Annotated in this window: 27 protein-coding genes; 14 read left to right on the forward strand and 13 right to left on the reverse strand. The window is 66.8% G+C overall.

Annotation, left to right across the window (positions count from 1 at the left end):
* Positions 1-36: 36 nt before the first annotated feature.
* Positions 37-951, forward strand: coding sequence for a hypothetical protein (locus VGV37_RS27000; protein WP_326882910.1), 915 nt, complete (start codon positions 37-39; stop codon positions 949-951).
* Here VGV37_RS27000 and cobB read toward each other — a convergent pair.
* The 3 genes from cobB to VGV37_RS27015 are packed head-to-tail and all read right to left on the reverse strand — an operon-like array spanning position 905 to position 3,308.
* Positions 905-1,663 carry a Sir2 family NAD+-dependent deacetylase gene (cobB, locus tag VGV37_RS27005; RefSeq protein ID WP_326882911.1) on the reverse strand — a complete coding sequence of 253 codons (759 nt, stop codon included), beginning with the start codon at positions 1,661-1,663 and terminating at the stop codon, positions 905-907. The two genes, VGV37_RS27000 and cobB, sit on opposite strands and share 47 nt — an antisense overlap.
* Before the next feature lie 17 nt (positions 1,664-1,680).
* Complete coding sequence (locus tag VGV37_RS27010; protein WP_326882912.1) at positions 1,681-2,712, reverse strand: LLM class flavin-dependent oxidoreductase; 1,032 nt, start codon at positions 2,710-2,712, stop codon at positions 1,681-1,683.
* Positions 2,709-3,308, reverse strand: a complete 600-nt coding sequence (locus VGV37_RS27015; protein WP_326882913.1) for a GNAT family N-acetyltransferase — start codon at positions 3,306-3,308, stop codon at positions 2,709-2,711. Before VGV37_RS27015 ends, VGV37_RS27010 begins: the two co-directional genes overlap by 4 nt.
* Before the next feature lie 90 nt (positions 3,309-3,398).
* Between VGV37_RS27015 and VGV37_RS27020 the strand changes: the two genes are divergently transcribed.
* Genes VGV37_RS27020 through VGV37_RS27030 form a run of 3 tightly spaced genes read left to right on the forward strand, consistent with a single transcriptional unit; the run spans position 3,399 to position 5,175 of the window.
* A complete protein-coding gene (locus VGV37_RS27020) occupies positions 3,399-4,010 on the forward strand; it encodes a uracil-DNA glycosylase family protein (protein ID WP_326882914.1) in 612 nt (203 codons plus the stop codon).
* Positions 4,011-4,061: 51 nt separating this feature from the next.
* Positions 4,062-4,451 carry a hypothetical protein gene (locus tag VGV37_RS27025; RefSeq protein ID WP_326882915.1) on the forward strand — a complete coding sequence of 130 codons (390 nt, stop codon included), beginning with the start codon at positions 4,062-4,064 and terminating at the stop codon, positions 4,449-4,451.
* A 43-nt stretch (positions 4,452-4,494) separates the two neighbouring features.
* The gene (locus VGV37_RS27030; protein ID WP_326882916.1) at positions 4,495-5,175 is read left to right on the forward strand and encodes a TetR/AcrR family transcriptional regulator; all 681 of its coding nucleotides are present in this window, start codon (positions 4,495-4,497) and stop codon (positions 5,173-5,175) included.
* On the opposite strand, the gene VGV37_RS27035 is transcribed toward VGV37_RS27030, so the two are convergent.
* Together VGV37_RS27035 and VGV37_RS27040 are read right to left on the reverse strand one after the other, a co-directional pair.
* The gene (locus VGV37_RS27035) at positions 5,172-5,714 is read right to left on the reverse strand and encodes a PAS domain-containing protein (RefSeq protein ID WP_326882917.1); all 543 of its coding nucleotides are present in this window, start codon (positions 5,712-5,714) and stop codon (positions 5,172-5,174) included. The genes VGV37_RS27030 and VGV37_RS27035 overlap by 4 nt on opposite strands.
* 110 nt (positions 5,715-5,824) lie before the next feature.
* Complete coding sequence (locus VGV37_RS27040; protein ID WP_326882918.1) at positions 5,825-6,226, reverse strand: metallopeptidase family protein; 402 nt, start codon at positions 6,224-6,226, stop codon at positions 5,825-5,827.
* Positions 6,227-6,289: 63 nt separating this feature from the next.
* Between VGV37_RS27040 and VGV37_RS27045 the strand changes: the two genes are divergently transcribed.
* Together VGV37_RS27045 and VGV37_RS27050 are read left to right on the forward strand one after the other, a co-directional pair.
* Positions 6,290-6,625: a 4a-hydroxytetrahydrobiopterin dehydratase gene (locus VGV37_RS27045; protein WP_326882945.1), complete on the forward strand. Its 336-nt coding sequence runs from the start codon at positions 6,290-6,292 to the stop codon at positions 6,623-6,625.
* A gap of 6 nt (positions 6,626-6,631) precedes the next feature.
* Positions 6,632-7,171, forward strand: a complete 540-nt coding sequence (locus VGV37_RS27050) for a DUF1697 domain-containing protein (protein ID WP_326882919.1) — start codon at positions 6,632-6,634, stop codon at positions 7,169-7,171.
* Positions 7,172-7,178: 7 nt separating this feature from the next.
* Here the strand turns inward: VGV37_RS27050 and VGV37_RS27055 are convergent, their stop codons facing one another.
* On the reverse strand, positions 7,179-7,940 hold the full coding sequence (locus VGV37_RS27055) for an SDR family NAD(P)-dependent oxidoreductase (RefSeq protein WP_326882920.1): 762 nt from the start codon (positions 7,938-7,940) through the stop codon (positions 7,179-7,181).
* Positions 7,941-8,239: 299 nt separating this feature from the next.
* Here VGV37_RS27055 and VGV37_RS27060 point away from each other — a divergent pair, with 299 nt between their 5' ends.
* Entirely contained in the window at positions 8,240-10,645 is a 2,406-nt protein-coding gene (locus VGV37_RS27060) for a hybrid sensor histidine kinase/response regulator (protein WP_326882921.1), read from the forward strand.
* A gap of 91 nt (positions 10,646-10,736) precedes the next feature.
* On the forward strand, positions 10,737-11,528 hold the full coding sequence (locus tag VGV37_RS27065; RefSeq protein ID WP_326882922.1) for an ABC transporter substrate-binding protein: 792 nt from the start codon (positions 10,737-10,739) through the stop codon (positions 11,526-11,528).
* On the opposite strand, the gene VGV37_RS27070 is transcribed toward VGV37_RS27065, so the two are convergent.
* Together VGV37_RS27070 and VGV37_RS27075 are read right to left on the reverse strand one after the other, a co-directional pair.
* A complete protein-coding gene (locus VGV37_RS27070; protein ID WP_326882923.1) occupies positions 11,529-12,788 on the reverse strand; it encodes an RNA polymerase sigma factor in 1,260 nt (419 codons plus the stop codon).
* Complete coding sequence (locus tag VGV37_RS27075) at positions 12,785-13,150, reverse strand: YciI family protein (RefSeq protein ID WP_326882924.1); 366 nt, start codon at positions 13,148-13,150, stop codon at positions 12,785-12,787. Before VGV37_RS27075 ends, VGV37_RS27070 begins: the two co-directional genes overlap by 4 nt.
* Before the next feature lie 247 nt (positions 13,151-13,397).
* Between VGV37_RS27075 and VGV37_RS27080 the strand changes: the two genes are divergently transcribed.
* Together VGV37_RS27080 and aroQ are read left to right on the forward strand one after the other, a co-directional pair.
* Positions 13,398-14,084 (forward strand): glutathione S-transferase family protein, encoded by a 687-nt coding sequence (locus VGV37_RS27080; protein ID WP_326882925.1) that lies wholly within the window; start codon positions 13,398-13,400, stop codon positions 14,082-14,084.
* A 104-nt stretch (positions 14,085-14,188) separates the two neighbouring features.
* Positions 14,189-14,623: a type II 3-dehydroquinate dehydratase gene (aroQ, locus tag VGV37_RS27085; protein WP_326882926.1), complete on the forward strand. Its 435-nt coding sequence runs from the start codon at positions 14,189-14,191 to the stop codon at positions 14,621-14,623.
* Positions 14,624-14,740: 117 nt separating this feature from the next.
* On the opposite strand, the gene VGV37_RS27090 is transcribed toward aroQ, so the two are convergent.
* From VGV37_RS27090 to VGV37_RS27100, 3 genes are read right to left on the reverse strand one after another with little or no spacing between them, the layout of a single operon-like run.
* Positions 14,741-15,160 (reverse strand): GtrA family protein, encoded by a 420-nt coding sequence (locus tag VGV37_RS27090; protein ID WP_326882927.1) that lies wholly within the window; start codon positions 15,158-15,160, stop codon positions 14,741-14,743.
* A gap of 7 nt (positions 15,161-15,167) precedes the next feature.
* The gene (locus VGV37_RS27095; RefSeq protein WP_326882928.1) at positions 15,168-17,132 is read right to left on the reverse strand and encodes a hypothetical protein; all 1,965 of its coding nucleotides are present in this window, start codon (positions 17,130-17,132) and stop codon (positions 15,168-15,170) included.
* A gap of 47 nt (positions 17,133-17,179) precedes the next feature.
* A complete protein-coding gene (locus tag VGV37_RS27100; RefSeq protein ID WP_326882929.1) occupies positions 17,180-18,127 on the reverse strand; it encodes a glycosyltransferase in 948 nt (315 codons plus the stop codon).
* A gap of 306 nt (positions 18,128-18,433) precedes the next feature.
* On the opposite strand from VGV37_RS27100, the gene VGV37_RS27105 reads away from it, so the two are divergent.
* The 4 genes from VGV37_RS27105 (at position 18,434) to VGV37_RS27120 (ending at position 23,024) form a co-directional block, all read left to right on the forward strand.
* On the forward strand, positions 18,434-20,536 hold the full coding sequence (locus VGV37_RS27105; protein WP_326882930.1) for a phosphocholine-specific phospholipase C: 2,103 nt from the start codon (positions 18,434-18,436) through the stop codon (positions 20,534-20,536).
* A 213-nt stretch (positions 20,537-20,749) separates the two neighbouring features.
* The gene (locus VGV37_RS27110; protein WP_326882931.1) at positions 20,750-21,460 is read left to right on the forward strand and encodes a CoA transferase subunit A; all 711 of its coding nucleotides are present in this window, start codon (positions 20,750-20,752) and stop codon (positions 21,458-21,460) included.
* Positions 21,461-21,479: 19 nt separating this feature from the next.
* On the forward strand, positions 21,480-22,130 hold the full coding sequence (locus tag VGV37_RS27115; protein WP_326882932.1) for a 3-oxoacid CoA-transferase subunit B: 651 nt from the start codon (positions 21,480-21,482) through the stop codon (positions 22,128-22,130).
* A 69-nt stretch (positions 22,131-22,199) separates the two neighbouring features.
* Positions 22,200-23,024: a sulfotransferase domain-containing protein gene (locus VGV37_RS27120; RefSeq protein ID WP_326882933.1), complete on the forward strand. Its 825-nt coding sequence runs from the start codon at positions 22,200-22,202 to the stop codon at positions 23,022-23,024.
* Positions 23,025-23,300: 276 nt separating this feature from the next.
* Here the strand turns inward: VGV37_RS27120 and hmpA are convergent, their stop codons facing one another.
* Together hmpA and VGV37_RS27130 are read right to left on the reverse strand one after the other, a co-directional pair.
* Positions 23,301-24,524, reverse strand: coding sequence for an NO-inducible flavohemoprotein (gene hmpA, locus VGV37_RS27125; RefSeq protein WP_326882934.1), 1,224 nt, complete (start codon positions 24,522-24,524; stop codon positions 23,301-23,303).
* 98 nt (positions 24,525-24,622) lie between these two features.
* Positions 24,623-24,868 (reverse strand): hypothetical protein, encoded by a 246-nt coding sequence (locus VGV37_RS27130; protein ID WP_326882935.1) that lies wholly within the window; start codon positions 24,866-24,868, stop codon positions 24,623-24,625.
* Between the last annotated feature and the right edge of the window lie 100 nt (positions 24,869-24,968).

Raw genomic sequence — 24,968 nt, forward strand, 5'->3', positions numbered from 1 at the left:
TATCACTTCCCTTGAATTTCGGAGCATACGGGCGGCATGACGGGTTGGCGCTTCCTCGCGGCTGCCCTGTCGGCGCTGGCGTTGCTCCCGTCCGGGATGGCGCGCGCGGACGACCAGGCGCAGCCGCGGTTGACCTGGGTCATGGCCGTCCCGCCGCCGATCCACATCACCCTTCGTGCTGGGCCGCGCGGCTATGCGGACGAGACGCTCGACTGGTTCCTGGCGCGGTTGCCCGATTACCGGCACGAGGTGATCACCGCGAATTCCAAGAGGTTGCAGGACATGCTCGCGGCCGCTGACGGCATCTGTGGCGGCGCCATGTTCAAGACGTCGGAACGCGAGATCGACACCCAGTTCTCGCGCCCGGTCTATTGGACCCTGCCCAACCAGCTGATCGTGAGCGCCCAGCGGTCGGCGGCGCTCACCGCCCATCTGAACGGCCAGGGTGAGGTCGATCTGCCGGCCCTGCTGGCCGACAAATCGTTCGTCGGCAGCTTGCAGCTGGGCCGCTCCTATTCGAGCGGCATCGACCGGGCCATGGCCGAGGCGCAGAAGCGCCCGGGCGACAGCGCCAGCCTGGTCTCGATCCGCGGCCCCGGGCATTTCGACATGCTGGCGAGCGGTCGCTTCGACTGGACCATCGGCTTTCCGATCGAGGCGCGATGGTGGGCGAGCCGGCTCGAGGGCAATCCGGAAAAGACGAATTTCCTCAGCGAGCTGGGCGGGGCGGATCTGTCCTACCTCAGCCGGCCGATCGCCGGCAGCACGGGATTGGTTCCCGCTTACATCGGTTGCTCCAAGCGACCGATCGGCCTGGCCGTCATCGCCGCGATCGACCGGCTGATCGATGCCGCCGGCCCGGATCGCCCCTGGGACGCCTTCTATCTGGAGTGGCTCGATCCCGTCACCCGGGCCGACTATCTCCGCGCGCTCGCCGCGGTGCTGCGGTAGGCCCGGTCCGGTCCCCCCGCAACAGGTCATCGACGAACGCGGGCACCAATGTTCCCGCCGGCCCGTAGCGGGCCTCGTCGAACAGGCTGGCGCCTTCCGAGGGCTCGAGATTGAGTTCGATCGTGCGGGCGCCGGCGCGGCGCGCGTCTGCGACGAAGCCGGCGGCAGGATAGACGTTCCCAGACGTGCCGATCGAAACGAACAGGTCGGCCTGGGCCAGGGCTGCCTCGATCTCCGGCATGTGCAGCGGCATCTCGCCGAACCAGACGACCTGGGGCCGAAGCGTGCCGGCGCTGTCGCAGCCGGCGCAGACGAGCTCCGGCGTCAGGTCTTCGGCGACCGGCACGACCCGGCCGCACGCGGTGCAGCGCGCCTTCAGCAACTCGCCATGCATGTGCAGGACATGGCGCGAGCCCGCGCGCTCGTGCAGGTCGTCGATGTTCTGGGTGACCAGCATCAGGTCGCCCGGCCATTCCCGCTCGAGCCGGGCGAGCGCCCGGTGGCCCGCGTTGGGTTGGATCGCCACATCCAGCAATTGCCGGCGCCGGGCATTGTAGAAACCCTGGACCCGGGCGGGATCGGCCCGGAACGCCTCGGGGGTCGCCACGTCCTCGATGCGCACCTTGGCCCAGATGCCGTCGGCGTCGCGGAAGGTCGCGAGCCCGGATTCCCGGCTGATGCCCGCCCCGGTCAGGATGACGATCGAGCGCATGGTCCCGGGTCCTCCCTTCAGGCCAGCAGGTCGCGGACGAGCGGCATCACCTTGCTGCCGTAGAGCTCGATGCTGCGCATCAGCTTGTCGTGCGGCAACGGGCCTGCGCTGTATTTCAGATTGAACCGGGCGAGACCGAGCGTCCTCGCGGTGGCGGCGATCTTGCGGGCGACCGTTTCCGGCGACCCGACATAGAGCGAGCCCTGATCCGCCTCCCGATCGAATTCGGCCTGGCCCATCGGCGGCCAGCCGCGCTCGGCACCGATGCGGTCGCGCATCTGCTTGTAGTCCGACCAGAGTTCCGCGCGCGCCTGCTCGTCGGTCTCGGCGACGTAGCCCGGCGAGTGGACGCCGATCGGCGGTGCAGGCTGGCCCAACTGCGCGAAGGAGCGGTGGTATAAGTCTACGTAGGACCGGAACCGGGCCGGGTCGCCGCCGATGATCGCCAGCATCATCGGCAGACCATACCGGGCGGCGCGGACGACGGATTCCGGGCTGCCGCCCACGCCGATCCAGGTCTTCAGCGCACCGGCCTCGACCGGTGGGAACACCCGCTGACCGGTCAGCGGCGGGCGGGTCTTGCCCTGCCAGGTCACGGCATCCTGCCCGCGCAGCGCCGCGAACAGGTCGAGCTTGTCCTCGAACAATTCCTCGTATTGCGACAGGTCGAAGCCGAACAACGGGAAGGATTCGGTGAAGGAGCCGCGGCCCAGGATTACTTCGGCGCGTCCTTTCGAGGCGGCGTCCAGGGTGGCGAAGCGCTGGAACACGCGGATCGGATCGTCCGAGCTCAGCACGGTGACCGCCGAACCCAGCCGGATCTGCCGGGTGCGTCCAGCGATCGCCGCCAGCACGACCTCGGGCGCCGAGATGGCAAAGTCCGCCCGGTGGTGCTCGCCGACTCCGAAGAAGTCGATGTCCAGGCCGTCGGCCAGCACCGCCTCGTCGACCACGTTCCGGATGACATGGGCATGGGAGAGCAGGCGCCCGTCCGGTCCGGTGGTGACGTCGCCGAACGTGTCGAGGCCGAGTTCCAGCACTTGCGTCATGACGATTTCTCCGCCCGGACCATCGCCCAATATGGTGCGCCCGTCACGGGCTCGACGATGGGCTCCGACGGCCGGAAGCCGTGCCGACCATAGAACGGCAGGCTCAAGGGATTGAAGGTTTCGAGATAGCAGGCGGCGCCCTGGGTGTCGGCTTCGGCGAGCGTCGGCGCCAGCAGTCGGCCGCCCAGGCCGCGACCGCGCGCGGATGTCGCCACGCCCAGGATGGAAAGATACCAGGCGGATTCGGCGATCCCGGCCACGAGGTTGGCGTCCATGAAATCGATGATGCGCCGGTAGTTCGAAAAGCCCTGCGCGCCGAGCAGGTCGGCGAAGGCGGCGTGTTTGCGCGCGCGGGCGGCCGCCAGCACGGCTTCATCCCCGGGCGGAACCCAGATCGCGGCTCCGTCGTCTCCGGCGATCACGACCCGGCCGACCTCGTGACCTTCCGCCAGCGAGAGCCGGAAATATCGATCGAGGCAATCGGTCCGCGCGGCCTCGTCATCGCCAAAGCCTTCGGTGATCGACCAGTAGAACGGATCGTCGCCGAGGGCGCTCGCGAGGGTGGCTGCGATATCGGTGGCACTGGCGTCCGGCAAGAATTCTCTCCTTTGGGGCGTCTCGCATGTCCTGGCCATTTCCCAGCCGTGCGCGGCGCCATCCTAGAAGCGCCGATGCCGGGATGCCATATGCGCCATGCCATGACTGCCGATCTCGCCCAGACTCTCGCCGATATCCGTGCCTGCCGGCTGTGCGCCGATCATCTGCCGCGCGGGCCGCGGCCGATCATCCGGGCGAGCGCCACCGCCCGCCTGCTGATCATTTCCCAGGCGCCCGGTACGCGGGTGCATGAGACCGGGCTGTCGTTCAACGACCGCAGCGGCGACCGGCTACGCGAGTGGTTGGGCATCGATCGCACCACCTTCTACGACGAGAGCAAGGTGGCGATCATGGGAATGGGCTTCTGCTATCCAGGTGTCGATCGCCATGGCGGCGATCTGCCGCCGCGGCCGGAATGCGCGCCGCGCTGGCACGAGCAGGTGCTGCCGCTGTTGCCGGCAGTCCGGCTGACCCTGCTGATCGGCCTGCACGCCCATCGGGTCTATCTGCCGGGTGGCGGACGGCAGAGCGTCACCGAACGGGTCGCGGCCTGGCGGGAGCAACCGGCGGACCGCCTGGTGATGCCGCACCCGAGCTGGCGCAACACCGGCTGGCTGAAACGCAATCCCTGGTTCGCCGAAGACCTGCTGCCGGTGCTGCGCGCCCGCGTGCAGGCGGTGCTCGGCGACGACAATCCCTGATGGAATGAAACGGCCGTCTCCTCCGTTGGAGGGAAAACGGACGGGGGCGGCATGCGGGCTTTGGTTGCAATCGTCGGGGGCATGTCCCTGATGGCCGCCGTGTCCGCCTGGGCACAGGACCAGGCCGGCAGCACTACGATCATGAAGCCGGACGAGACTGTGATTTCGCCGCCGGACAGTTCGCATCTGATTCTGCCGGGTCAGCCCGACGATGCCGATCCGGCGATCCCACCGCCGACCTTGCCGCCGCTCTGGCTCGTGCCGCTGCCGGACGAAGCTGCCCAAGCGGCGGATCGGGCAAGGCTCGATGCAGCCTTGGCGGCGCGGTTTGCGTTTGCGCCATCGCCGGTCCGGTACTTCGATGCCGACATTGTCCCGCTGGCCGCGGGACAGCCGTGGCAGGCCTTGCGGCGTCGTGTCGACGGCACGCTCGGTCCTTAAGCTCGGCCTTGTCCCCGACGATCGCCGGCCGCATGTTTGCGTCATGGGTGAACAGCGCGTCACGATCTCCGCGTCCCGGGCCCGGACCGGCGGCCGGCCGACCCGAGCCGAATCGGCGCGCCGGCTCGAACATCTGCTCGACGTCGCCGCCAAGTCGTTTCTCAGCCACGGGTATGGTGCCACCACGATCGAAGCCGTGGCCCGCGGGTCCGGCATCGCCAAGAAGACGATCTACCGGCGCTTCGGCGACAAGGCCGCGCTGTTCGGCGCGGTGCTGCGCCGCCTTTTCGACCGATGGTTCGATGTCCTGGGCGAGGTCGCGGTCGAGGACGACGCGCTGCCCGGCACCCTGCGCGCCTACGCCCGGCACGTGCTCGCTGGTGCAGTCAACCAGGAAGGTCTGATGCTGTCGGCCATGATCCAGGCGGAGGCGCGCGCTTTCCCGCATCTGGCCCAGGGCTATTATGAAAATGGTCCCGCCCGCATCCAGGCGATGCTTGCCCGGTTTCTGGCGGAACAGCACGCCGCGGGCCGCGTGAGGATCGAGGATCCGGACGTTGCGGCCGAGCAGTTCCTGCATCTGGCGATTGGCGGCATTCATCGCCGCGCCATGCTCGGCATCGGGCCCACGCCGGACCAGGATGCCCTCGACCGACGGGCCGATTTCGCCGTGCGCGTGTTCCTCGACGGATGCCGCGCGATCGCCGACGATGATCGGCGTTAGTTCTCGGCCGTCTTGTGAAAGGTCAGCACGCTCATCAACTGATGGCAGTGGCCGACGTCGTCGACCAACGGCAGCAGCAGGTGGCGATAGTAGATCAGCGGCCGGCCGAGCCAGTTCAAAGTGCGTTCGGCGAGGGTCACCAGACCGTCGTCCCGTGCGGCGTCGAACTCGCGGCGGGTTTCGGGCAACAGCGGGCAAGGCAGGTCGCCCAGCAGAATGCCTTGCATATTGCCAATCAGGTTTTCGCAGACGTTGGTTCCCGCCAGACGGCAGCGGTAGTCGGGCACGCCATCGATCTCCCAAAGGACCAGATGGGGCAATGCCGTTCCCAGGTCGCACGGGTCGATGTCGCTCCGGCGCGGTGCAGCGAAGGCGCCGCGCTTGGCCCGCCAATAGGAAAGGACTTTGCGATGCATACTGGTCAGCCGATCCTCGGGCATCTCATCGGCTGGCAAGGAGACGCTGTAGAGCGTGCGCTCCGGTCCCAGGAGCGTCCTGTCCTCGCTCGCGGCGTCGGTCGGGATCATCGTTGCCAGCATCGCAGAATCCTTCGTCGTTCGATCCCCGGACCCTGTGCTTTCGGCGGGCGAGAGGGATCTCAGGAATTCAATTGCAGACTCCATGCCGCAGGGTGCGGTGCGGCCACCGCTTACTCCGCTTCGCCCTCCAGCCGGTCCATGTCGGCATCGGAGAACCCGAAATGATGGCCGATTTCGTGGATCAGTACGTGGCGGACGATGTCGTAGAGATCTTCGTTGGTCTCGCACCAATAGTCGAGGATCGGTCGACGATAGAGGAAGATCCGGTCGAGGTCGGACGCGGTGGCGCTGACGCTCTTGTTCGGCAGGGCGACGCCGCGATACAGGCCCAGCAGGTCGAACGGGCTTTCCAGCCCCATCTCGCGCTCGGTGTCCTCGTCGGGAAAATCATCGACGCGGATCTCGACGTCCTTGACGAAGCTGGCAAGGGTCGGCGGGATGCCCTCGAACGCTTCGCGAGCCAGGCTTTCCAGATCATCCAGGCTGGGCGGTAGGATTGGTTCGTCGGGCATGGTAAAGGCGGCTCTCACTGACGGTGCTGACGACGATCCTGGCGATATGGCGACGACCATGCGCTGGGCCAAGATGCCGCACCCCGCCGGGACGAGAAAGGGACGAGACGGATGGTAGCAAAACTGACGGATGCGGAACGGCAGGCGGCGCTGGGCGAACTGGCCGACTGGAGCCTGGTGGCGGAGCGCGACGCGATCCGCAAGTCCTTCCGGTTCGGCGATTTCGTCGAGGCCTTCGGCTTCATGACCCGTGTCGCCCTGCTGGCGGAGAAGGCCGACCATCACCCGGAATGGTCGAACGTCTACAACAAGGTCGAGATCTTGTTGACCACCCACGATGTGGATGGGCTCTCGGCCCGCGACGTGGCGCTGGCCATGGCGATCGACGCGCTCGGCTGAGCGGCCATGACCTACCACGTCGCCCTGCTGGGCTCGGTCAATGTCGGCGGCAACAGCCGGGTCGCCATGGCGGACCTGCGCGATCTTGCCCGGGACCTGGGCCTGAACGAGCCGCAGACGCTGCTGCAGAGCGGCAACCTGGTCTTCCAGACGAAGGAACCGGCCGGGGCCGCGCTGGAAAAACGTCTGGAGGCCGCCGCCGCGCAACGGCTGGGTCTGACCATCGGCTTCTTCGTGCGCAGTGCTGAGGAATGGGCGGAGATCATCGCGCGAAACCCGTTTGCGCAGGAAGCCGCCGACGATCCGAGCCATCTGCTGGTGCAATTCCTCAAGACCGCGCCCGCGGCCTCGGCCGTCACGGCGCTTCAGGCGGCGATCACGGGACCGGAGCGGGTGCGGGCCTCGGGTGCCGAGGCCTATGTCGTCTATCCGGACGGCATCGGACGGTCGAAGCTGACCGGACCGAAGATCGAGGCGAAGCTGGGTCCGGCGACCGGCCGCAACTGGAACACGATCCTGAAGCTGGGGGCGCTCGCCGGACTCTGACGATCGGTTACTTCGGCTGCATGCGGATGGCGCCGTCGAGCCGGACCACTTCGCCGTTGATCATGGTGTTCTCGATCATGTGGATCGCCAGGCGGGCATATTCCTCGGGCAGGCCGAAACGGCTCGGGAACGGCACGCTGGCCGCCAGGCTATCCTGGACGTCCTGCGGCATGTTCAGCAGCAGGGGCGTGCCGAACAGGCCGGGCGCGATGGTATTGACGCGAATGCCGAAGCGGGCGAATTCGCGGGCCGCCGGCAGTGCGAGTGCCACGATGCCGCCCTTGGACGCCGCATAGGCCGCCTGGCCGATCTGGCCTTCGAATGCGGCGACCGATGCGGTCGAGATGATGATGCCGCGCTCGCCATCGTCCAGCGCGTCGAGCGTCTGCATGGCGGCCGCGGCCACGCGCAGCGTGTTGAAGCTGCCGATCAGGTTGACGTTGATGACCCGCGAGAAATCGGCGAGCGGCATCGGGCCGTTCTTGCCGACGATGCGTGCGGCGGGTGCCACGCCGGCGCAATTCACGAGGATGCGGGCGATGCCGTGCTTCGCCTGGGCGTCGGCGAATCCCACCTCGACCGAGGCCGCGTCGGCGACGTCGACCGCGACCGCATGGCCGCCGATCTCGGCCGCGACCGCCTTGGCCGCGTCGAGGTTGACGTCGAACAGGGTGACCTTGGCGCCGGCCTTGGCGAGCGCCCGCGCCGTCCCGGCGCCGAGGCCCGAGCCGCCGCCGGTGACGATGGCGGCTTGTCCTTGGATCTGCATGCGGATGTTCCTTGCCCTATGGATTTCTTTGGCCCGGGACGTCGCCGTCCCACACCTTCGGACCGCTCATAGCAAATGCCGGGTGCCGTGGCCACTTCGTGAAGTGGCCTGAGCCCCTGCTCGCGCGGTCGGCGCCGGTTTGCGGTTCCCATTTACAACTCTCTCCGTTATCTGCTGCGATAGGAACGAATGAACGGCGGACCGTCGGTTCGTTGCAGACAAGAGACGAGACGAGGTCGATGGGCCGCGACCAGCTGATGTTTCTATCCACGGCATCGCCGTCCCGGGCGGAGACCCGGATGGCGTTCGGCGTCGTTCTGGTCTCGGTCGCCGTCTTCGCCGCCTGCCTGCCGTTCGCAAGGCTGCTGCTGGCGCCCCAGCCTGCTTTCATTCCGATCTACGAAGCGGCGCTGGTCATCAACGACCTGCTGACGGCGGCGCTGCTGTTCGGCCAGTTCCGGATGCAGCGCGCCCCGGCGCTGCTGGCGCTCGGCGCCGGCTATCTGTTCACCGCCCTCATCACCGTCGCGCACATGATGAGCTTTCCGGGACTGTTCGCGCCCACCGGGCTGCTGGGCGCCGGGGTTCAGACCACGGCCTGGCTCTACCTGTTCTGGCACGCGGGTTTTCTCCTCGCCGTGATCGCCTATGCCGTGCTGGCCCGGCCCGGCGCCGGAACGCCGCGTCCTGGCCGTGCCATCCTGGCGGCGGTCATCGGCATTCCGATCCTCGTCGTTGCCCTGGTCCTCCTGGCGACCGTCGGCGAGGGGCTGCTGCCGGTGATCCTTGCCGGCGGTCAATACACCCGGGCCATGATTTGGTCCTACACGACCGAATGGCTGCTCGGCTTCGCGGCGCTGGCGACCGTGCTGGTCCTGCGGCGGCGGACCCGCTCGGTACTGGATCTGTGGCTGATGGTGGCGGTCGTCGCCTGGATCTTCGACGTGGCGTTGTCGCTGGTGTTCAACCAGAGCCGCTGGGACCTGGGTTTCTATGCCGGGCGGATCTACGGGCTGTTGGCATCGGGCTTCGTGCTGGTCGTCCTGCTGTTGCAGACCCTGGCGCTCTACGGGCGGCTCGCCGCCGCGCACGCAGTGCTGGGCGACCAGGCCCAGGCGCTGGAAAAGGCGCAGCGGCTGGCCGATGCGGCCAACCGGGCCAAGTCCGAATTTCTGGCGAACATGAGCCACGAGATCCGCACGCCGATGAATGGCGTGATCGGCATGAACACGCTGCTGCTGCGCACCGGCCTCGATACGGAGCAGCGGCGCTTCGCCGAGGCGGTCCGCAAGTCGGCCGAAATCCTGCTCGACCTGATCAACGACATCCTCGACCTCTCCAAGCTCGAGGCCGGGCGGCTGGAACTGGAGACGATCGATTTCGACCTGACCGAGGTCATCGAGGGACCGATCGAACTCATGGCGCCGCGCGCGCGGGAAAAGGGCCTGGAGCTGTCCTGCTTCATCGATGCGGCGGCGCGGCAGGTCGTGCGCGGCGATCCGACGCGCCTGCGCCAGATCGTGCTGAACCTGCTGGCCAACGCGATCAAGTTCACCGGTCAGGGCGCCGTTTCCATCAGCGTCTCGGGCGAGCGGGCAGGGCCGGGCCTGACCCGGATCACGATCGCCGTCGCCGATACCGGCATCGGCATCAGCCCGGCGCTGGCCGGCCGCCTGTTCGACAAGTTCGAGCAGGGCGACAGCTCGGTCAACCGCCGTTACGGCGGGACCGGGCTCGGCCTCAGCATCAGCAAACAGCTGCTCGACCTAATGGACGGCACCATCGCCGCGGAGGGACGGCCAGGCGGCGGCACGATCTTCCGCATCGGCGTGACCCTGCCGGACGGGGATCGGGCGTCGAGCCGCAGCCTCGTCGATTCCGCCATTCTGGCGGGGCTGCGCGTACTGGTGGTCGACGATACCGAGATGAACCGGGTCGTGTTCCACCGGCGGCTCTCCGACGAAGGCATCGCGGTGGACGATGCCTCGGACGCCGCCAGCGCGCTCGCGGCACTGCGCCGGGCCGAGGAAGAGGGGCGTCCTTTCGACATCGTGCTGCTGGATCACGACATGCCGGGCATGACCGGCGACCATCTGGGCGAAACCATCCGCCTTCATGTGGAGTGGCATCAGCCGAAGCAGGTTCTCGTCTCGTCGGTCGATCGGCCGATGCAGGCGGAGCGGGCGCGCAACCGCTTCGACGCCACCCTGACGAAGCCGGTTCGGCACCGGGCGCTCGTCGAGTGCCTTGCCCGGGTCATGAGCGACGGCGCCCGGACGGAAGAGCCGCCGGCGCCGGCACCCATATCGACCCGACCGGCGATGAACGGCGGCGGCCGGGTGCTTCTGGTCGAGGACAATGAGGTCAACCAGGTGCTGGCCGTCGAAGTCCTGCGCGACGCCGGCTACACGGTCGGTCTCGCCGGCGATGGGCTGCAGGCCCTCGATGCCGTCGCGCGCGAGGAATGGGACATGATCCTGATGGATGTCCAGATGCCCCATCTGGACGGGTTCGAGGCGACCCGGCGTCTGCGCGACCAGGGCCTTGCGCTGCCGATCGTCGCCATGACCGCCAATGCCATGGCCGGCGACCGCGAGCGGTGCCTGGAGGCCGGGATGGACGACTATCTTTCCAAGCCGCTCGATCTCGACGAACTGGTTGCACGGGTCGGCCACTGGTTCGGCCGGCAGACCGAAAGGCGGTGATCCTGGACTCGACGGATCCGGTGGCGCTGAATATCGTTTCGCTACCGGCCCGACTGCGCCGTCGACCCGATCGCAACCTTCGTGGGGGATCATGCTGAAGCTCATCGCCTCGGTCACCGGCCTGTTGCTGGCGACTTGCGCCACTGCCGAGGCTGCCTCGTCCGACGCGGCCAAGGACCTGGCGCCGAGCGGCCGGCTGCGTGCCGCGATCAATTTCGGCAACCCGGTGCTGGCACAGAAGGACCCGGTGACGGGCGCGCCGGGCGGCGTCTCGGTGGCATTGGCCCGCGAACTCGGCCGTCAATTGGGGATCCCGGTCGATCTCGTGCCGTTCACCGAGGCGGGTCAGGTGTTCGAAGCGCTGAAGGCCGATGCCTGGGACGTGGCCTTTCTCGCCGTCGATCCCGTGCGCGCCGCCGGCATCGACTTCACGGCGCCCTATGTCCTGATCGAGGGGACCTATCTCGTGCCGATGGGCTCGCCTTTCCATCAGGTCGACCAGGTCGATCGTCAAGGTACGCGGATCGGTGTCGCCAAGGACAGCGCCTATGACCTGTTCCTCACCCGGTCGCTGAAGCACGCCGAAATCGTCCGCGCCGCCAATTCGGCCGCGGCGACCGCCCTGCTGGAACAGCAGCAGGTCGACGCCTTGGCAGGCGTGAGGCAGCCTCTGGCCGGCTATGCGAAGAGCCATGCGGACGTCCGCGTCATGCCGGGGCGCTTCATGGAAATCGCCCAGGCTATGGGCGCGCCGAAGGGACGGGAGGCCGGGTTCCGCTTCCTGCGCGCCTTCGTCGAGGACATGAAAGAGTCGGGATTCGTCGCCAAGGCACTGGGGGCGAGCGGCCAGAGCGATGCGACCGTGGCGCCGGCCGCGCCTTGATCATGGTCGTTCGGGTTCGATCGCCACGGTGCCGAGCCGATCCAGGCGCCCTTGCAGGAACCGACGCTCGGCCGGCTGGCGCGTCAGCTCCAGCGCGCGCCGGTATGAGCTCCGCGCCGCCTCGATGCGGCCGAGCCGGCGCTGCATGTCTGCCCGCGCGGCATGGGCCAGGTGATAGCCATCGAGGTCGCCCCGGCCGATCACCATTTCGATAGCGGCGAGTCCCGCCTCCGGCCCGTCTCGCATGCCAAGGGCGGCGGCGCGGTTCAGGGCCACGATCTGCGACGGGTCGAGGCGATGCATCACGTCGTACAAGGCCACGATCTGGGGCCAGTCGGTCTGGCCGGTACTCGGTGCCTCGGCATGCAGGGCTGCGATGGCCGCCTGAAGCAGGTAGGGCCCGGTGCGGCGTGACGACAGGGCCCGCTCGATCAGCCCCTGGGCTTCGGCGATCCGGTCGCGGTCCCACAGCGACCGATCCTGATCCTCCAGCAGGACGAGGTCGCCGGCCGGATCGACGCGGCCGGCGCGCCGTGCCTGATGCAGCAGCATCAGGGCCAGCAGGCCCAGAGCTTCGGGATCGTCCAGCAGATCGACCACCAGCCGTCCCAGCCGGATCGCTTCCATGCAGAGATCGTCCCGCGTCAGGCTCGGTCCCGTGGTCGCCACATACCCTTCGTTGAAGACCAGATAGACCACTTGCAGCACGCTCTCGATCCGCGCCGGCAGCGCGGCCGGGGCCGGGACTTCGTAGGGGATCGCCGCGTCGCGAATCTTCGCCTTGGCGCGGACGATGCGCTGGGCGATGGTCGGCGCGGGCGCCAGATAGGCCCGGGCGATCTCCTCCGTGGTCAGGCCGGCCACCTCGCGCAGGGTCAGCGCGATGCGCGCGTCCGGCGCCAGGACCGGGTGACAGCAGGTGAAGATCAGCCGCAACTCGTCGTCCGGGATCGGCTCCGCCATGATCATCTCCGGCGACAGGTCCGTCACCGCCGCCAACTCGGGCAGGAGATCCGTCAGCCGGGCCTGTCGGCGCCAGCGGTCGATGGTCTTGAAGCGTCCGGTCGAGACCAGCCAGGCATAGGGACTGGCCGGCACGCCGTCGCGCGGCCATCGCTCGGCTGCGGCGGCGAAGGCCTCGTGCAAGGCCTCCTCCGCCGCATCGAACCCTCCCAACAGGCGGATCAGCGTCGCCAACACGCGCCGCGCCTCGGTGCGGTAGGCCGCCTCCAGGGCGTGGCGCGCGCCGGCCGGGTTCATAGCACCGGACGAGGCTTGCTGTAGTCGACGGCCGGCCGCACCTCGACGAAGCCCAATCTGGCCAACGGGATGCCCGCCGCGAGGCGCACGGCTTCGTTGAGGTCGCGCGCTTCGATCACGATGAAGCCGCCCAGCATCTCCTTGGTTTCCATGAAGGGGCCGTCGGTCGCCGACATCTTCCCGTCACGCACCTGCACGGTCATTGCCTGGTCGGGCAGTTGCAGCGCCTGGTCCGTCACCATGTGGCCGTTGGCCCGCAATTCCTCGTTATAGGGGCCACTGTCGCGCAGGACCGCGGTGGCCTCCGGGCTCTGGTCGAACACTTTCCGGGGGTCGAAATAGATCAGGCAGGCATAGCGCACGGCGGAAACTCCTTGTGGGGGTTGGTATCGCTCGGGACCGCGATGGCGTCGGGACTCTGGGCGAACATTTTCCACGGGTCGAAACAGATCAGGCAGGCATGGCGCATGGCGGGAACTCCCGGCTCGGGCTTCGAACACGCCTTGTCGGTCGGCACGGGTGGAATTCGACAGGAGGCAGATTTTTTTCGTGCCCGCTGTCGAAACGGCGCAGCGCGGTGCGACCAGGGCGTCATCCCCGGTTGCCCGGATGCCCCGGCGACCCGCAGGGACAGGAGAATACCCGGTGAAGCTATATGGAACGGTGCCATCCCGAGCCCTTCGCGTGCTTTGGCTGCTGAGAGAATTGGACATCGAGTGCGAGGTCGTCACGGTAAATCTGGGGACGGGCGAACAGCGTGGACCCGACTTCCGGGCGCTCAATCCTGCCGGAAAGATCCCGGTGCTGGTCGACGGTGATGTCGTGCTGACGGAATCCGTGGCCATCACGCTCTATCTCGCCGAGAAATATCCAGGCAAGGGCCTGATCCCGACCTCGCTGGCCGACCGGGCCCAGATGTACCGCTGGATATTCTTCTTGGTGACCGAGATCGAGCTGCCGCTGTGGCGCATCGCGCTGCATACGCGGATCTATGAGGCGGCGGAAAGGCGCCCGGAAGAGGTGGCACTCGCGACGCGCGACGGCAGGGCGATGATCGATGTCATCGAGAACCACATGCAGGATCGCGAATTCTTCGTCGGAGACCACCTGACGGTCGCCGACCTGAATGCCGCCTATCTGCTGGACTGGGCCAACCTGGAAAACCTGTTGGAAGACGCGCCCCGGTTGCGCACCTATCTCGCGGCGATGTATGCGCGCCCCACGGCGCCGCCGACGATCGCCGAGGGTTTCGCCATGATCCGGAAGTGGAAGGAGGAACACGGCTTTCCGCAATAGCGGGAACGGAGGGTTGCGGTCTGCTCCGGATCGGTGCAGCGATGAACCCGTCAGTCGAGGTCGGGCGGAAGGTCCCGTGCCATCGACCTCCAGGGAGAAGCGCCATGCGCATCGTTTATGTCCTGAACGGACCGAACCTGAACCTGCTCGGCAAGCGCCAGCCGGAGATCTATGGCCACGAGACGCTGGCCGACGTCGAGGCGGAATGCCGGCGGGTCGGCACCGAACTCGGTCTTGAGATCCGGTTCCACCAGAGCAACGCCGAATTCCAGATCATCGACTGGATCCACGAGGCGCGCGAGATCGCCGCCGGCATCGTCATCAATCCGGCGGCCTTCACCCACACCTCGGTCGCGATCCTCGACGCGCTCAACGCTTGCGATTTACCCATCATCGAGGTGCACATCTCGAACGTGCACAAGCGCGAGGCATTCCGGCACCACTCCTACGTCTCGCTGGTCGCGACCGGCGTGATCGCGGGCTTCGGAACCCAGGGCTATCCCCTGGCGCTGCAACGGCTGGGGCGGTTGATCGGGTAAGGTGCGTCGTAGGGCCGGTGGGGGCGGGTTTGGCGGGAGCGCGCCGGGCGTGGTTGCCCGCTCGGAATTTCATTGGCGAACCGCGCTGACGGCATTCCCGGCGATCACCCGAATAGCTTACTTCTCGCCCCCGAAGACGAAATGCCTGGAAACCATGAAATTCACACCAAGACCGCAGAGGGAGCCTAGGGCGACCGCTATGACGGGGTGGGCTGCGATCGGGCGCTGCGTCACGACCAGAGCGGCATACACGCCATAATTCACGGCGCCGCCCGTTAGGTTGAACATGACGAACCGCCCCCATTGGCGAAGCCGGGGCTCCGCCGTCCTACCGAAGGTGAAGCTCGCGTTGAGCAACCAGGTCGTCGTTGCGGCGGCGAGATATGAAATGGCGCGACCGTCGAGGAAATGGTCCGGCAGAACGGCGAGATAGCCGAGAAGACATCCCGTATCCACGAGGAAGCCGACGACGCCGACCAGCGCGAAGCGGGCGAATTGGGCGAACCAGGGGCGCTCGCGGGCGCTCTCTTCGTTCATGGGGACACTATCGAGCCGGGAACGGCGAGCACGGGGGCAATGGCTCGGGCTTGGTCGTCGCCAGAATCTTCCATTCCTCTCCCTTCGCTGCCGGTCTCCCGAGCAGGGACACGGGGGGAACGATCGGTCGGGCGAGCAAGTCCGACCGGTCGAGCGGCGTCAAATCGACGAGAGCGTCCAATCCGCGGTCCCACGCCCAGGCCTCAGTGGCGGCCAGGCTTTCGTCCTGCCGTCGGAATTGGACCAGCTTGTCTGACGATGGCCATCGCAGGTCGAAGGCGATCGCATAGGCCATCCAGTCTCCCATGGTAGGGTTCACGACGGCTACGCGCGACGCCGTATCGGCGGCGCTGGTCCTGAAGCCCTGCAAGGGCAGCGCGAGTTGCCTGCCCGCAAGACGCGCGGCAATGACATCGGGATAGCGGCACGCCAGGCCATAGTAGTTCCGACCGACCACCGGAAGCGCCAATACCGACAGACACGCCGCGCCCCCGATCGCCAGCGGCCACCATCCCGGCCCGGTCCGGTGACGACGCGTCGACAGTTTCAGGACCACGCCACAGGCGGCCATCACGACGAGCGGCCCCAGTTCGGTCAGATACCGCCAGAGCGACGCGGCGCGTGCAACCTCCTCGGCGCTGAATACGGCGGTATAGGTCCACAGCAGGAAAATAACGAAGATGCCGCTGACGATTCCCGTGAGCGCCAGCAAAATACGAAAAGGAGCGCTTGCTTCGGTGACTTGATCATCCAGTCGGCGCCAGACGGCGATGCCTCCGAACAGCGTCACGCCGACCAGGAGTGCAGCGCCCCCGGCGAGGGCGATGTTCCCGCTCAATCGATTCAGCAGGAATACCCGGATCACCGTCAAGGGAGCCGTCCAGTCCCATTCGGACATCGCCCTCGGCGACATGTCCGCGCCGATCCGTGCGGCCCGCAGATAGCAGTTCCATACCAATGCACCGGCGGCCGGCGGCCCCAGAACGACACCGCTCCACCGAAGCCACGGCTTCCGGGAGCCGCCTCCGGCCGCCACCACGAGCCAGCCGATGGCGATGAAAAGGCCGCCGACCAGGACGAGATTGGTCGTTCGCAACATCACGAGCGTCAAGGAGAGCAGACCCGTCCATGCAAACCAGCCGGTTGCAGCGGAATCGTCGCGCCGCCGGGCGGCACCGATGCCGAAAGAGGCGGTGAGCCCGGCGACCGCTAGGATCACTGCGGTCGACGTATCCGCCAAGGCCGTCAGGCTGATGCGGGGGTCGACGAAAGGATCGATGAAAGAGATCAGGATCCCGCCGGCGAGCGCCATGAGCGCGAGCAGGGGAGCCCGCCTGGGTCGCGATGCGTCGGCGATGCCCGCCGCCGGAGCGAGGCTTGCGAGGACCGCTCCGAACCCGCCCAGGAGGAGTACGGCGAAAACTTTGAAAGGCGCCTCGATGGTGGGGCCGATCAACTTGTTCGCGAGCAAGGCAACGACAACGGATGCATTCGGGTAGCCGGGCTTGCTGGAGGCGCCGAGCCAGTCGGGCCAAAACCAATAGCGCGAATGTTCGACGAGATAGCGCGTGTTGGGCAGCCATTGTGCGAATTCGTCGAACGCCACCGCCGGAGTCGCGGCGACGAGCAGCCCCATGGGGGCAACCAGGATCAGGAGGATGACGAGATCACCGAGCAATTGCCGCTGTTGCCGCTTTCGGTCGGCCCCGCCGAACGGGACGAGCAGCAGGAGGCCGATGCACAATAAGCCACGTGCCGGCCAGTTCTGGTGGATATCGAAAATGGCGACGACGGCCGAGACGATCGCGACCAGTCCCCATCCAACGCCGACGAAAAGCGGTAGACGCAAATGCCGGTTCATCTGCTGCTGTTCGATTAGCAGCGCCGGCAAGGTTCCCACGCCGACCATCGCCGCGAAAACGGCGGCCACCGCCCCATAAACCGTCAAACCGGAAAAAAGAATCTCGGGCATCTCATCGACCTTGATCGACCATCCTTATGCGCTGCGTCACAGGTCGGTCATGTTCCCTTCTTCGGAACGAATTGGGAATTCCCGGGCGGTGCTGGGATTTCCAGATAGCGAAGGCGCTTCGTCTCGTGCCGCCCCCGCGACACGCTGTCGAGCACGATGCCGCAGGCGAGGCTGAGGAAGGCGAGGAGCGCCACGCCCATGGCCAGCACTGCCGTCGGCAGGCGCGGCACCAGTCCGGTTTCGAGAAAGGTGGCGACGACCGGATAGGCGAGGACGATCGAGGCCGCCGCCCCGAGAGTGGCCCAGAAAGCGAAAAAGGCGAACGGCCGCACCTCCTTCGCCAGGAGTACCAGTACCCAAAGAATTCGAAGGCCGTCGCGCACCGTCCGCAGTTTGCTGCTCGAGCCATCCGGACGCTTGCCGAACGGAATCGGGATTTCCGCGACCGGCACCCGCAGGTCGATCGCGTGCACGGTCAACTCGGTCTCGATCTCGAAGCCGTCGGTGATCACGGGAAAGGATTTGACGAACCGGCGGGAGAATGCCCGATAGCCGGAGAAGATGTCTTTGAATTCGCTGCCGAACAGCCAGTCGGCGATCCGATTGAACAGGGCGTTGCCGAAGGTGTGGCCAGCCCGATGGGTCGCTTCGTCCTGCGGCACCCGGGCACCGACGACCATGTCGAATTTCTGCCGGACGACGAGATCGATCAGATCGCCGACGCGGGAGGCGTCATAGGTCGTGTCGCCATCCGACATCACGTACACGTCGGCCTCGATGTCCGCGAACATCCGTCTGACGACGTTGCCTTTACCCTGCCGGGATTCATGACGAACGACGGCACCGGCCGCCAATGCACGCTCGACGGTGCGATCGGTGGAATTGTTGTCATAGACGTAGATCGTGGCGTCCGGACACGATTTGGCGAACGCGGCGACCGTCTCCGCGATCGTCGCTTCCTCTTGATAGCAAGGCAAAAGGACCGCGATGATCATCCGCGAAGTCCAATCGACTCTGCCGCCAGGTGCCGGCCACGAGTGGTTTTCATTTTTGAGCCGCCCGGCCTGGAAATGAGTGCGGTAGCATTCGGCGGCGATATAGCACGCCTGATTTTACCGCGTATAGCACCGGCAGGTCATACGCCACCATGCCCGCCTTGGGATTGCCCAAGCCCGACTGTCGCATCGCTGTCGCAAATCCACCGCAGGGTTGTTACACAAGCTACGCCGGATTGACCTTCCGCGTGGCTATACAGGGCGAAATTCGCTTTGTGTTAACCATATGCGGGAGGCTCGACGGCCATGACGACCAGCGATCGCCGCACATTCCTTCGTGTCCTGGGCGGTACCGCCCTGGCGGCCACACTGCCCGAGAGCATCGGGCGCGCCATGGCGATCCCGGCGAACCATCGCACCGGAACGATCGAGGATGTCGAACACATCGTCGTCCTGATGCAGGAGAACCGTTCGTTCGACCATTATTTCGGGTCGCTGCGCGGCGTGCGCGGCTTCGAGGATCCGCGCGCCGTGCGCCTGGCCTCGGGACAGTCGGTCTGGCATCAGCCCGATGGCGCCGCCACGATCCTGCCGTTCCGTCCGACCGCACCGGACCTGGGGCTGCAGTTCATCGAGGACCTGGCCCACGACTGGTCCAGCACCCATGCGGCGTTCAACCACGGCAACTACGACCAGTGGGTGCCGGCCAAAGGGGCCACGACCATGGCCTACCTGACGCGCCAGGACATCCCGTTCCATTACGCGCTGGCCGACGCCTTCACCATCTGCGACGCCTATCATTGCTCGCTGATGGGACCGACCGATCCGAACCGCTATTACATGTGGACCGGCTGGGTCGGCAACGACGGCAGCGGCGGCGGGCCGGTCGTCGACAATGCCGAGGCCGGCTACGGCTGGTCGACCTATCCGGAGGTGCTGACCAAGGCGGGCATCTCGTGGAGGGTCTATCAGGACGTCGGCAACGGGCTCGATGCGGCGGGCTCCTGGGGCTGGACCGGCGACGATCCCTACATCGGCAACTACGGCGACAATTCGCTGCTGTATTTCCACCAGTACCAGAATGCGCTGCCCGGCAGCGCGCTGTACCAGGGCGCCCGGGTCGGCACCGACATCTCGGCTGGCGGCACGCTGTTCGATCAGCTGCGCCAGGACGTGCGCCAGAACAAGCTGCCGCAAGTGTCCTACATCGTGGCGCCGGAGGCCTATTCGGAGCACCCGAACTGGCCGGCGAACTATGGCGCCTGGTACGTGTCCCAGGTGCTGGATGCCCTGACCGCGAACCCGGAGGTCTGGAGCAAGACGGCGCTGTTCATCACGTTCGACGAGAACGACGGCTTCTTCGACCATATGGTGCCGCCCTATGCGCCGGCGTCGGCGGCCGAGGGCCTGTCGACGGTGGCCACGACCAACGAGATCTTCCCGGGCAACGCAACCTATCCGGCCGGCCCCTACGGGCTCGGGCCGCGCGTGCCGATGATCGTGGTGTCGCCCTGGAGCAAGGGCGGCTGGGTCAGTTCGCAAGTGTTCGACCATACCTCGATCATCCGCTTCGTCGAGCGCCGCTTCGGCTCCGGCCGCGACGGGCTGCCCGAGGCGAACGTCACGCCCTGGCGCCGGACGGTGTGCGGCGACCTGACCAGCGCGTTCGACTTCGCCAATCCCAACGGGGCGCCGGCACCGTTGCCCAGCACTGCCGCCTATGTGCCGCCGGACGCCGTGCGGCATCCGGACTATGTCCCGGTGCCGCCGGCCGATCAGTCGGTGCCGCCCCAGGAAGACGGGTTGCGTCGCGCCCGTGCCCTGCCGTACGAGCTGGATGCCCATGGCCAGGTCGATCTGGCGACCGCGAGGGTGCAGATCCGCTTCACCAATTCCGGTGCGGCGGGTGCCTGTTTCCAGGTGCGCTCCGCCGACGCCTCGGTCGCGCCGCGCAGCTACACGGTCGAGGCGGGCAAAGCGATTTCCGATGCCTGGGCCATCGGGACCGGCGGCTACGACCTGTCGGTCTACGGGCCGAACGGCTTCTTCCGCCGCTTCAAGGGCAGCGTTTCGGGCCGGACGCCCAGCATCATCGAGGTCGGCTCCAGCTACGATGCTGCCGGCTGCGGTCACGGGCTGGTCCTGGCCAACCGCGGCCATGCCGCCTGTCGCGTGATCCTGACCAACGCCTATACCGGCCAGGATTTCGCCCAGGTGCTGACGCCCGGCGAAAGCGTCGGCCGCTATTGGCCGCTGGCCGGCTCGTTCGGCTGGTACGACTTCACGGTCCGGGTCGCGGGTGACGAAGGCTTCCTGCGCCACCTGGCCGGCCATGTCGAAACCGGCCGCGACAGCGTGAGCGATCCCGCGATCGGTGCCGATCGTCGCCGGCATCGACCCGGCATCTGAGCCTACGCGACCGAGGCCGGGAAGGGCACACTCCCCGGCCTCGCGTGCCTCACTCCCAGGACGGAGCGCCGGGCCGGCCTCGATGCACCGGTGCCGCTACGGCCGTCGTTGACAGGGCGGCCGGAGGCTTCTAAGCCGTTATCGTCGAGGTCCTGAACTATTGGATCTCCGAACGGGATTTCGGCTTCCCTCAATGCAGCGAGGCAATGTTTCGTGAATAAGGTCTTCAAAGACGCCAAGTCCGCGCTCGAGGGCGTGCTCAAGGACGGCATCATGATCATGTCGGGCGGCTTCGGGCTGTGCGGCGTGCCGAACACGCTCATCCGCGAGATCCGGGCGTCGGGCATCCAGAACCTGACCGTGGTCTCGAACAATGCCGGCGTCGACGGCGACGGGCTGGGCCTGCTGCTCGAAACGCGCCAGATCAAGAAGATGATCAGCTCCTACGTCGGCGAGAACAAGCTGTTCGCCCAGCAGTATCTCGCCGGCGAGCTGGAGCTCGAGTTCAATCCGCAGGGCACCATGGCCGAGCGCATTCGCGCCGGCGGCGCCGGCATCCCGGCCTTCTTCACCAAGACCGGCGTCGGCACCCTGGTCGCTGAGGGCAAGGAAGAGCGCAGCTTCAACGGCGAGCGCTACATCATGGAGACCGGGCTGGTCGCCGATCTCGCGATCGTCCATGCCTGGAAGGCCGATACCGAGGGCAACCTGGTGTTCCGCAAGACCTCGCGCAACTTCAACCCGATGATGGCCACCGCCGGCCGGGTGACGGTCGTGCAATGCGAGCAGCTGGTGCCGGTCGGCTCGATCGATCCCGACCATATCCATACGCCCGGCATCTATGTGCAGCGGATCGTGCAATTGCCGGCCGACTATGAAAAGCGCATCGAGAAGGTCACCACCCGTCCGCGCGCGGCGGCCTGAGCGCAAGGAGCGAAACGACATGCCCTGGACCCGCGAAGAGATGGCGCAGCGCGCCGCGGCCGAACTCGAGGACGGTTTCTACGTCAATCTCGGCATCGGCATCCCGACGCTCGTGTCGAACTACATTCCCGACGGCATCACCGTTCAGCTGCAGAGCGAGAACGGCATGCTGGGCATGGGTCCGTTCCCCTATGAGGGCGACGAGGATCCCGACCTGATCAATGCCGGCAAGCAGACGATCACCGAACTGCCGACCTCGAGCTATTTCTCGAGCTCCGACAGTTTCGCCATGATCCGCGGCGGCCATATCGACCTGTCGGTGCTGGGCGCCATGCAGGTCGCCGAGAACGGTGACCTCGCGAACTGGATGATCCCGGGCAAGATGGTCAAGGGCATGGGCGGTGCCATGGACCTGGTGGCCGGCGTCAAGCGCGTCGTGGTGCTGATGGAGCACACGGCGAAGGACGGCGAGAAAAAGCTGCTGCACCGCTGCGACCTGCCGTTGACCGGCGCCGGCGTGGTCGACCTGGTCATCACCGAGCTGGGCGTGTTCGAGATCGGCGAGGGCGGCATGGTGCTGCTCGAAGTGGCGCCGGGCGTGACGCTCGACGAGATCGCCACCAAGACCGGTGCGACCTACACCGTGGCGTCGAGCCTCAAGGCCGCGTGATCCCAGGGATCATGGAACGGGATGGGGCCTTGCCGCGGCGAGGCCCTTTTCCATTGACGGAATGATCCGATGGGTCAGCTCCTATGGCTCGCTTCCTATCCTAAATCCGGCAATACCTGGCTCCGGGCCGTGCTGCACAATTACCTGCGGCAGCCGGCGGTACCGTGGGACATCAACCGGCTGACCGATTTCACGGCCGGCGAGAACGGGGCCGAGCTCTACCGGCCCTACGATCCGCGCCCGGCCTCGCAATATTCGATCGCCGACGTGCAGCGCATGCGGCCGCTGGTCCATCGCGACCTGACGACGGCCTTCCCCGGCATGGTGTTCGTCAAGACGCACAATGCGGTCGGCTATGTCGAAGGCGTGCCGCTGGTGACGCCGGAACTGACCGCGGGCGCCATCTATCTCCTGCGCGACCCGCGCGACGTCGCGATCTCTTACGGCCACCACCTGGGCATCGACCTCGACACGGCGATCGCGTTCCTGGGCGACCCTGACGCGGCGGTCGGCGGCACCGACAGCAAGGTCTACGAGAAGCATTCGAGCTGGTCGAACCATGTCGTCAGCTGGACGCCGTCGCCCGACCCGCGGCTGCTGGTCCTGCGCTACGAAGATTTGCTGGCCGATCCGATCGAACGGTTCGGCCGCGTCATCCGTTTTCTGGGTGGTCCGCCGGCGCCGGAGCGCCTGGAGCGCGCCGTCCGGTTCAGCAGCTTCGGCGTGCTGAGCGACCAGGAACGGCAGCATGGCTTCGAAGAGCGCCCGGCCAACACGGACCGGTTCTTCCGGACCGGACAGGCCGGCGGCTGGCGCGACATCCTGCGACCCGACCAGGCGGCCCGCATCGAACGCGACCACGGCGCGGTGATGGAGCGGTTCGGGTATCTGTAAGGATCGATCGATTTCCATCGTCTCCATCATTCCCACGCAGGCGCCAGGGAGCGCTTGACCATATTTCGTTATATATTTCAGAGAGTTACCAAACTATTCCGTCATGCCGGGGCGTCCACGCGTCTCCGCCTGAGCGCTGTTGGCCCAAATCATCGTACTGCCGCGCCGCGATGGCCGGGTCAAGCCCGGCCATGACGATGGAAAAGCTGGTCATCTCGGTTGAAGCGGAAAGATGCGTGCCTAGTCTTGCGCCTCCGTGGGTGAGGGGAGAGGAGCTCAAGCCGCCACGAGGAAACTCGGATCCGGCACGAACACCTCGCTGTGGCGCCGTTCGGCCGGGATGTCCAGCCGGTCGAGAATGCCTTCGACGGCGGTCATGAAGCCAAGCGGCCCGCAGATGTAGAAATCGCACGGTTCGGCCGGCAGGCGGGCGGCCAGCGCGCCGTCGCCGAGGCGGCCGGGCTCGTCGTGGTGGACGCCCGGTACATCGTCCGGCGTCACGGTCTCATAGAAGATTGCCGCCTCGATGCCCGACCGCTGGCGGGCAAGGCTGCGCACATGGTCGCCGAACGCGTGCTGCGCGCGCGCGACCGTCGCGTGCAGGAACCGGACGGGGCGGGTGCCGCCGGCGGGGCCGGCCAAGTGTTCCAGCATGCTGATCATCGGCGTGATGCCCGACCCGGCGCTCAGCAGCACTACCGGTCGCGGGCTCGTCTCGTCGAGTACGAAATCGCCGGTCGGCGCATGGATCGCGAGCGTGTCGCCCTCGCGGATGCCGTCATGGATAAAGTTCGAGACCAGCCCGTCCCGTGCCATGCCTTGCGCACGCTCGCGCCGGACGCTGATCCGGTAGAACCGGCCGCCGGGCGCGTTCGACAGGCTGTATTGGCGGACGTGGTCGATCGACTGGCCCGGCACCCGCAGCTTCACGCCGACATATTGGCCGGGGCGGAAGGCCGGCGGCGGCGTGCCGTCGACCGCGGCCAGCGTGAGCGAGACCATGCTGGCGCTCTCGGCCTGCTTGCGGACGACGACGCAGGTCTTGTATCCGTCCCAGCCGGCGGCCGAGCCCTGGGCGTAGAGCTGCGCTTCGCGGCCGATCATGATGTCGGCCAGCATGCCGTAGGCAGCGCCCCAAGCGTCCAGCACCGCGTCGGTGGCCGCCGCGCCCAATACCTGGCGGATGGCGCCCAGCAGATGCCGGCCGACGATCGGGTAATGCTCCGGCCGCACTTCCAGGCTGCCATGCTTGTGCGCGATGCGTTCGACCATGCCGCCCAGCCGGTCCAGGTGATCGATGTTGGCGGCATAGGCGAGGATCGACGCGGCCAAGCTGCGGGCCTGGCCGCCCGGCCGCTGGTTTGCCGGGTTGAATACGTTGAGCAGGGCCGGATGGGCGGCGAACAGGTCGCCATAGAACAGCTCGGTAATCCGCTCGCCGTGCTGGCGCAGGGCAGGAACGGTCGCGCGGATGATCTCGCGTTGGCTATCGGTCAGCATCGGAGGTGCCTTCTATAAGATCGAAACTAAATCCATCTTATCGTGCAACGATAACATTCATCAATAATATATCTTATGGCTGCGATGCACCGCGAGCGTCAGCGGGCGGGCGGTTTGGCCGGAGCGATGCTGAAGGTCACGACGCCGGGCTCGCTTGGGGGCGGAGGCGGATCATGGGCGATCACCGGCGCCTCGGGCGCGGCGCGCAGCTTGGAGGCAAGATCGACCAGCTTGATGCCGTAGACGTAGAGCACGATGACGTAGGTTGCGATGAGGCCGGCCAGCACGAGAGCGCCCAGGCGAAAATACCAGGGGATCATGCGGCGGGGCGGTGGTGCGATCATCGAGCGTCTTTCCGGTGCGAACGGTCGAGAGCCATCGCATATTCGCGGCCGGCGGACCAGCGTCAACGGGCGTACGGGTTGATCCCGCCTCCGGTTCGGC

It is taken from the genome of Aliidongia sp. (assembly GCF_035943795.1).
Taxonomy (GTDB): Bacteria; Pseudomonadota; Alphaproteobacteria; order ATCC43930; family CGMCC-115725; genus Aliidongia.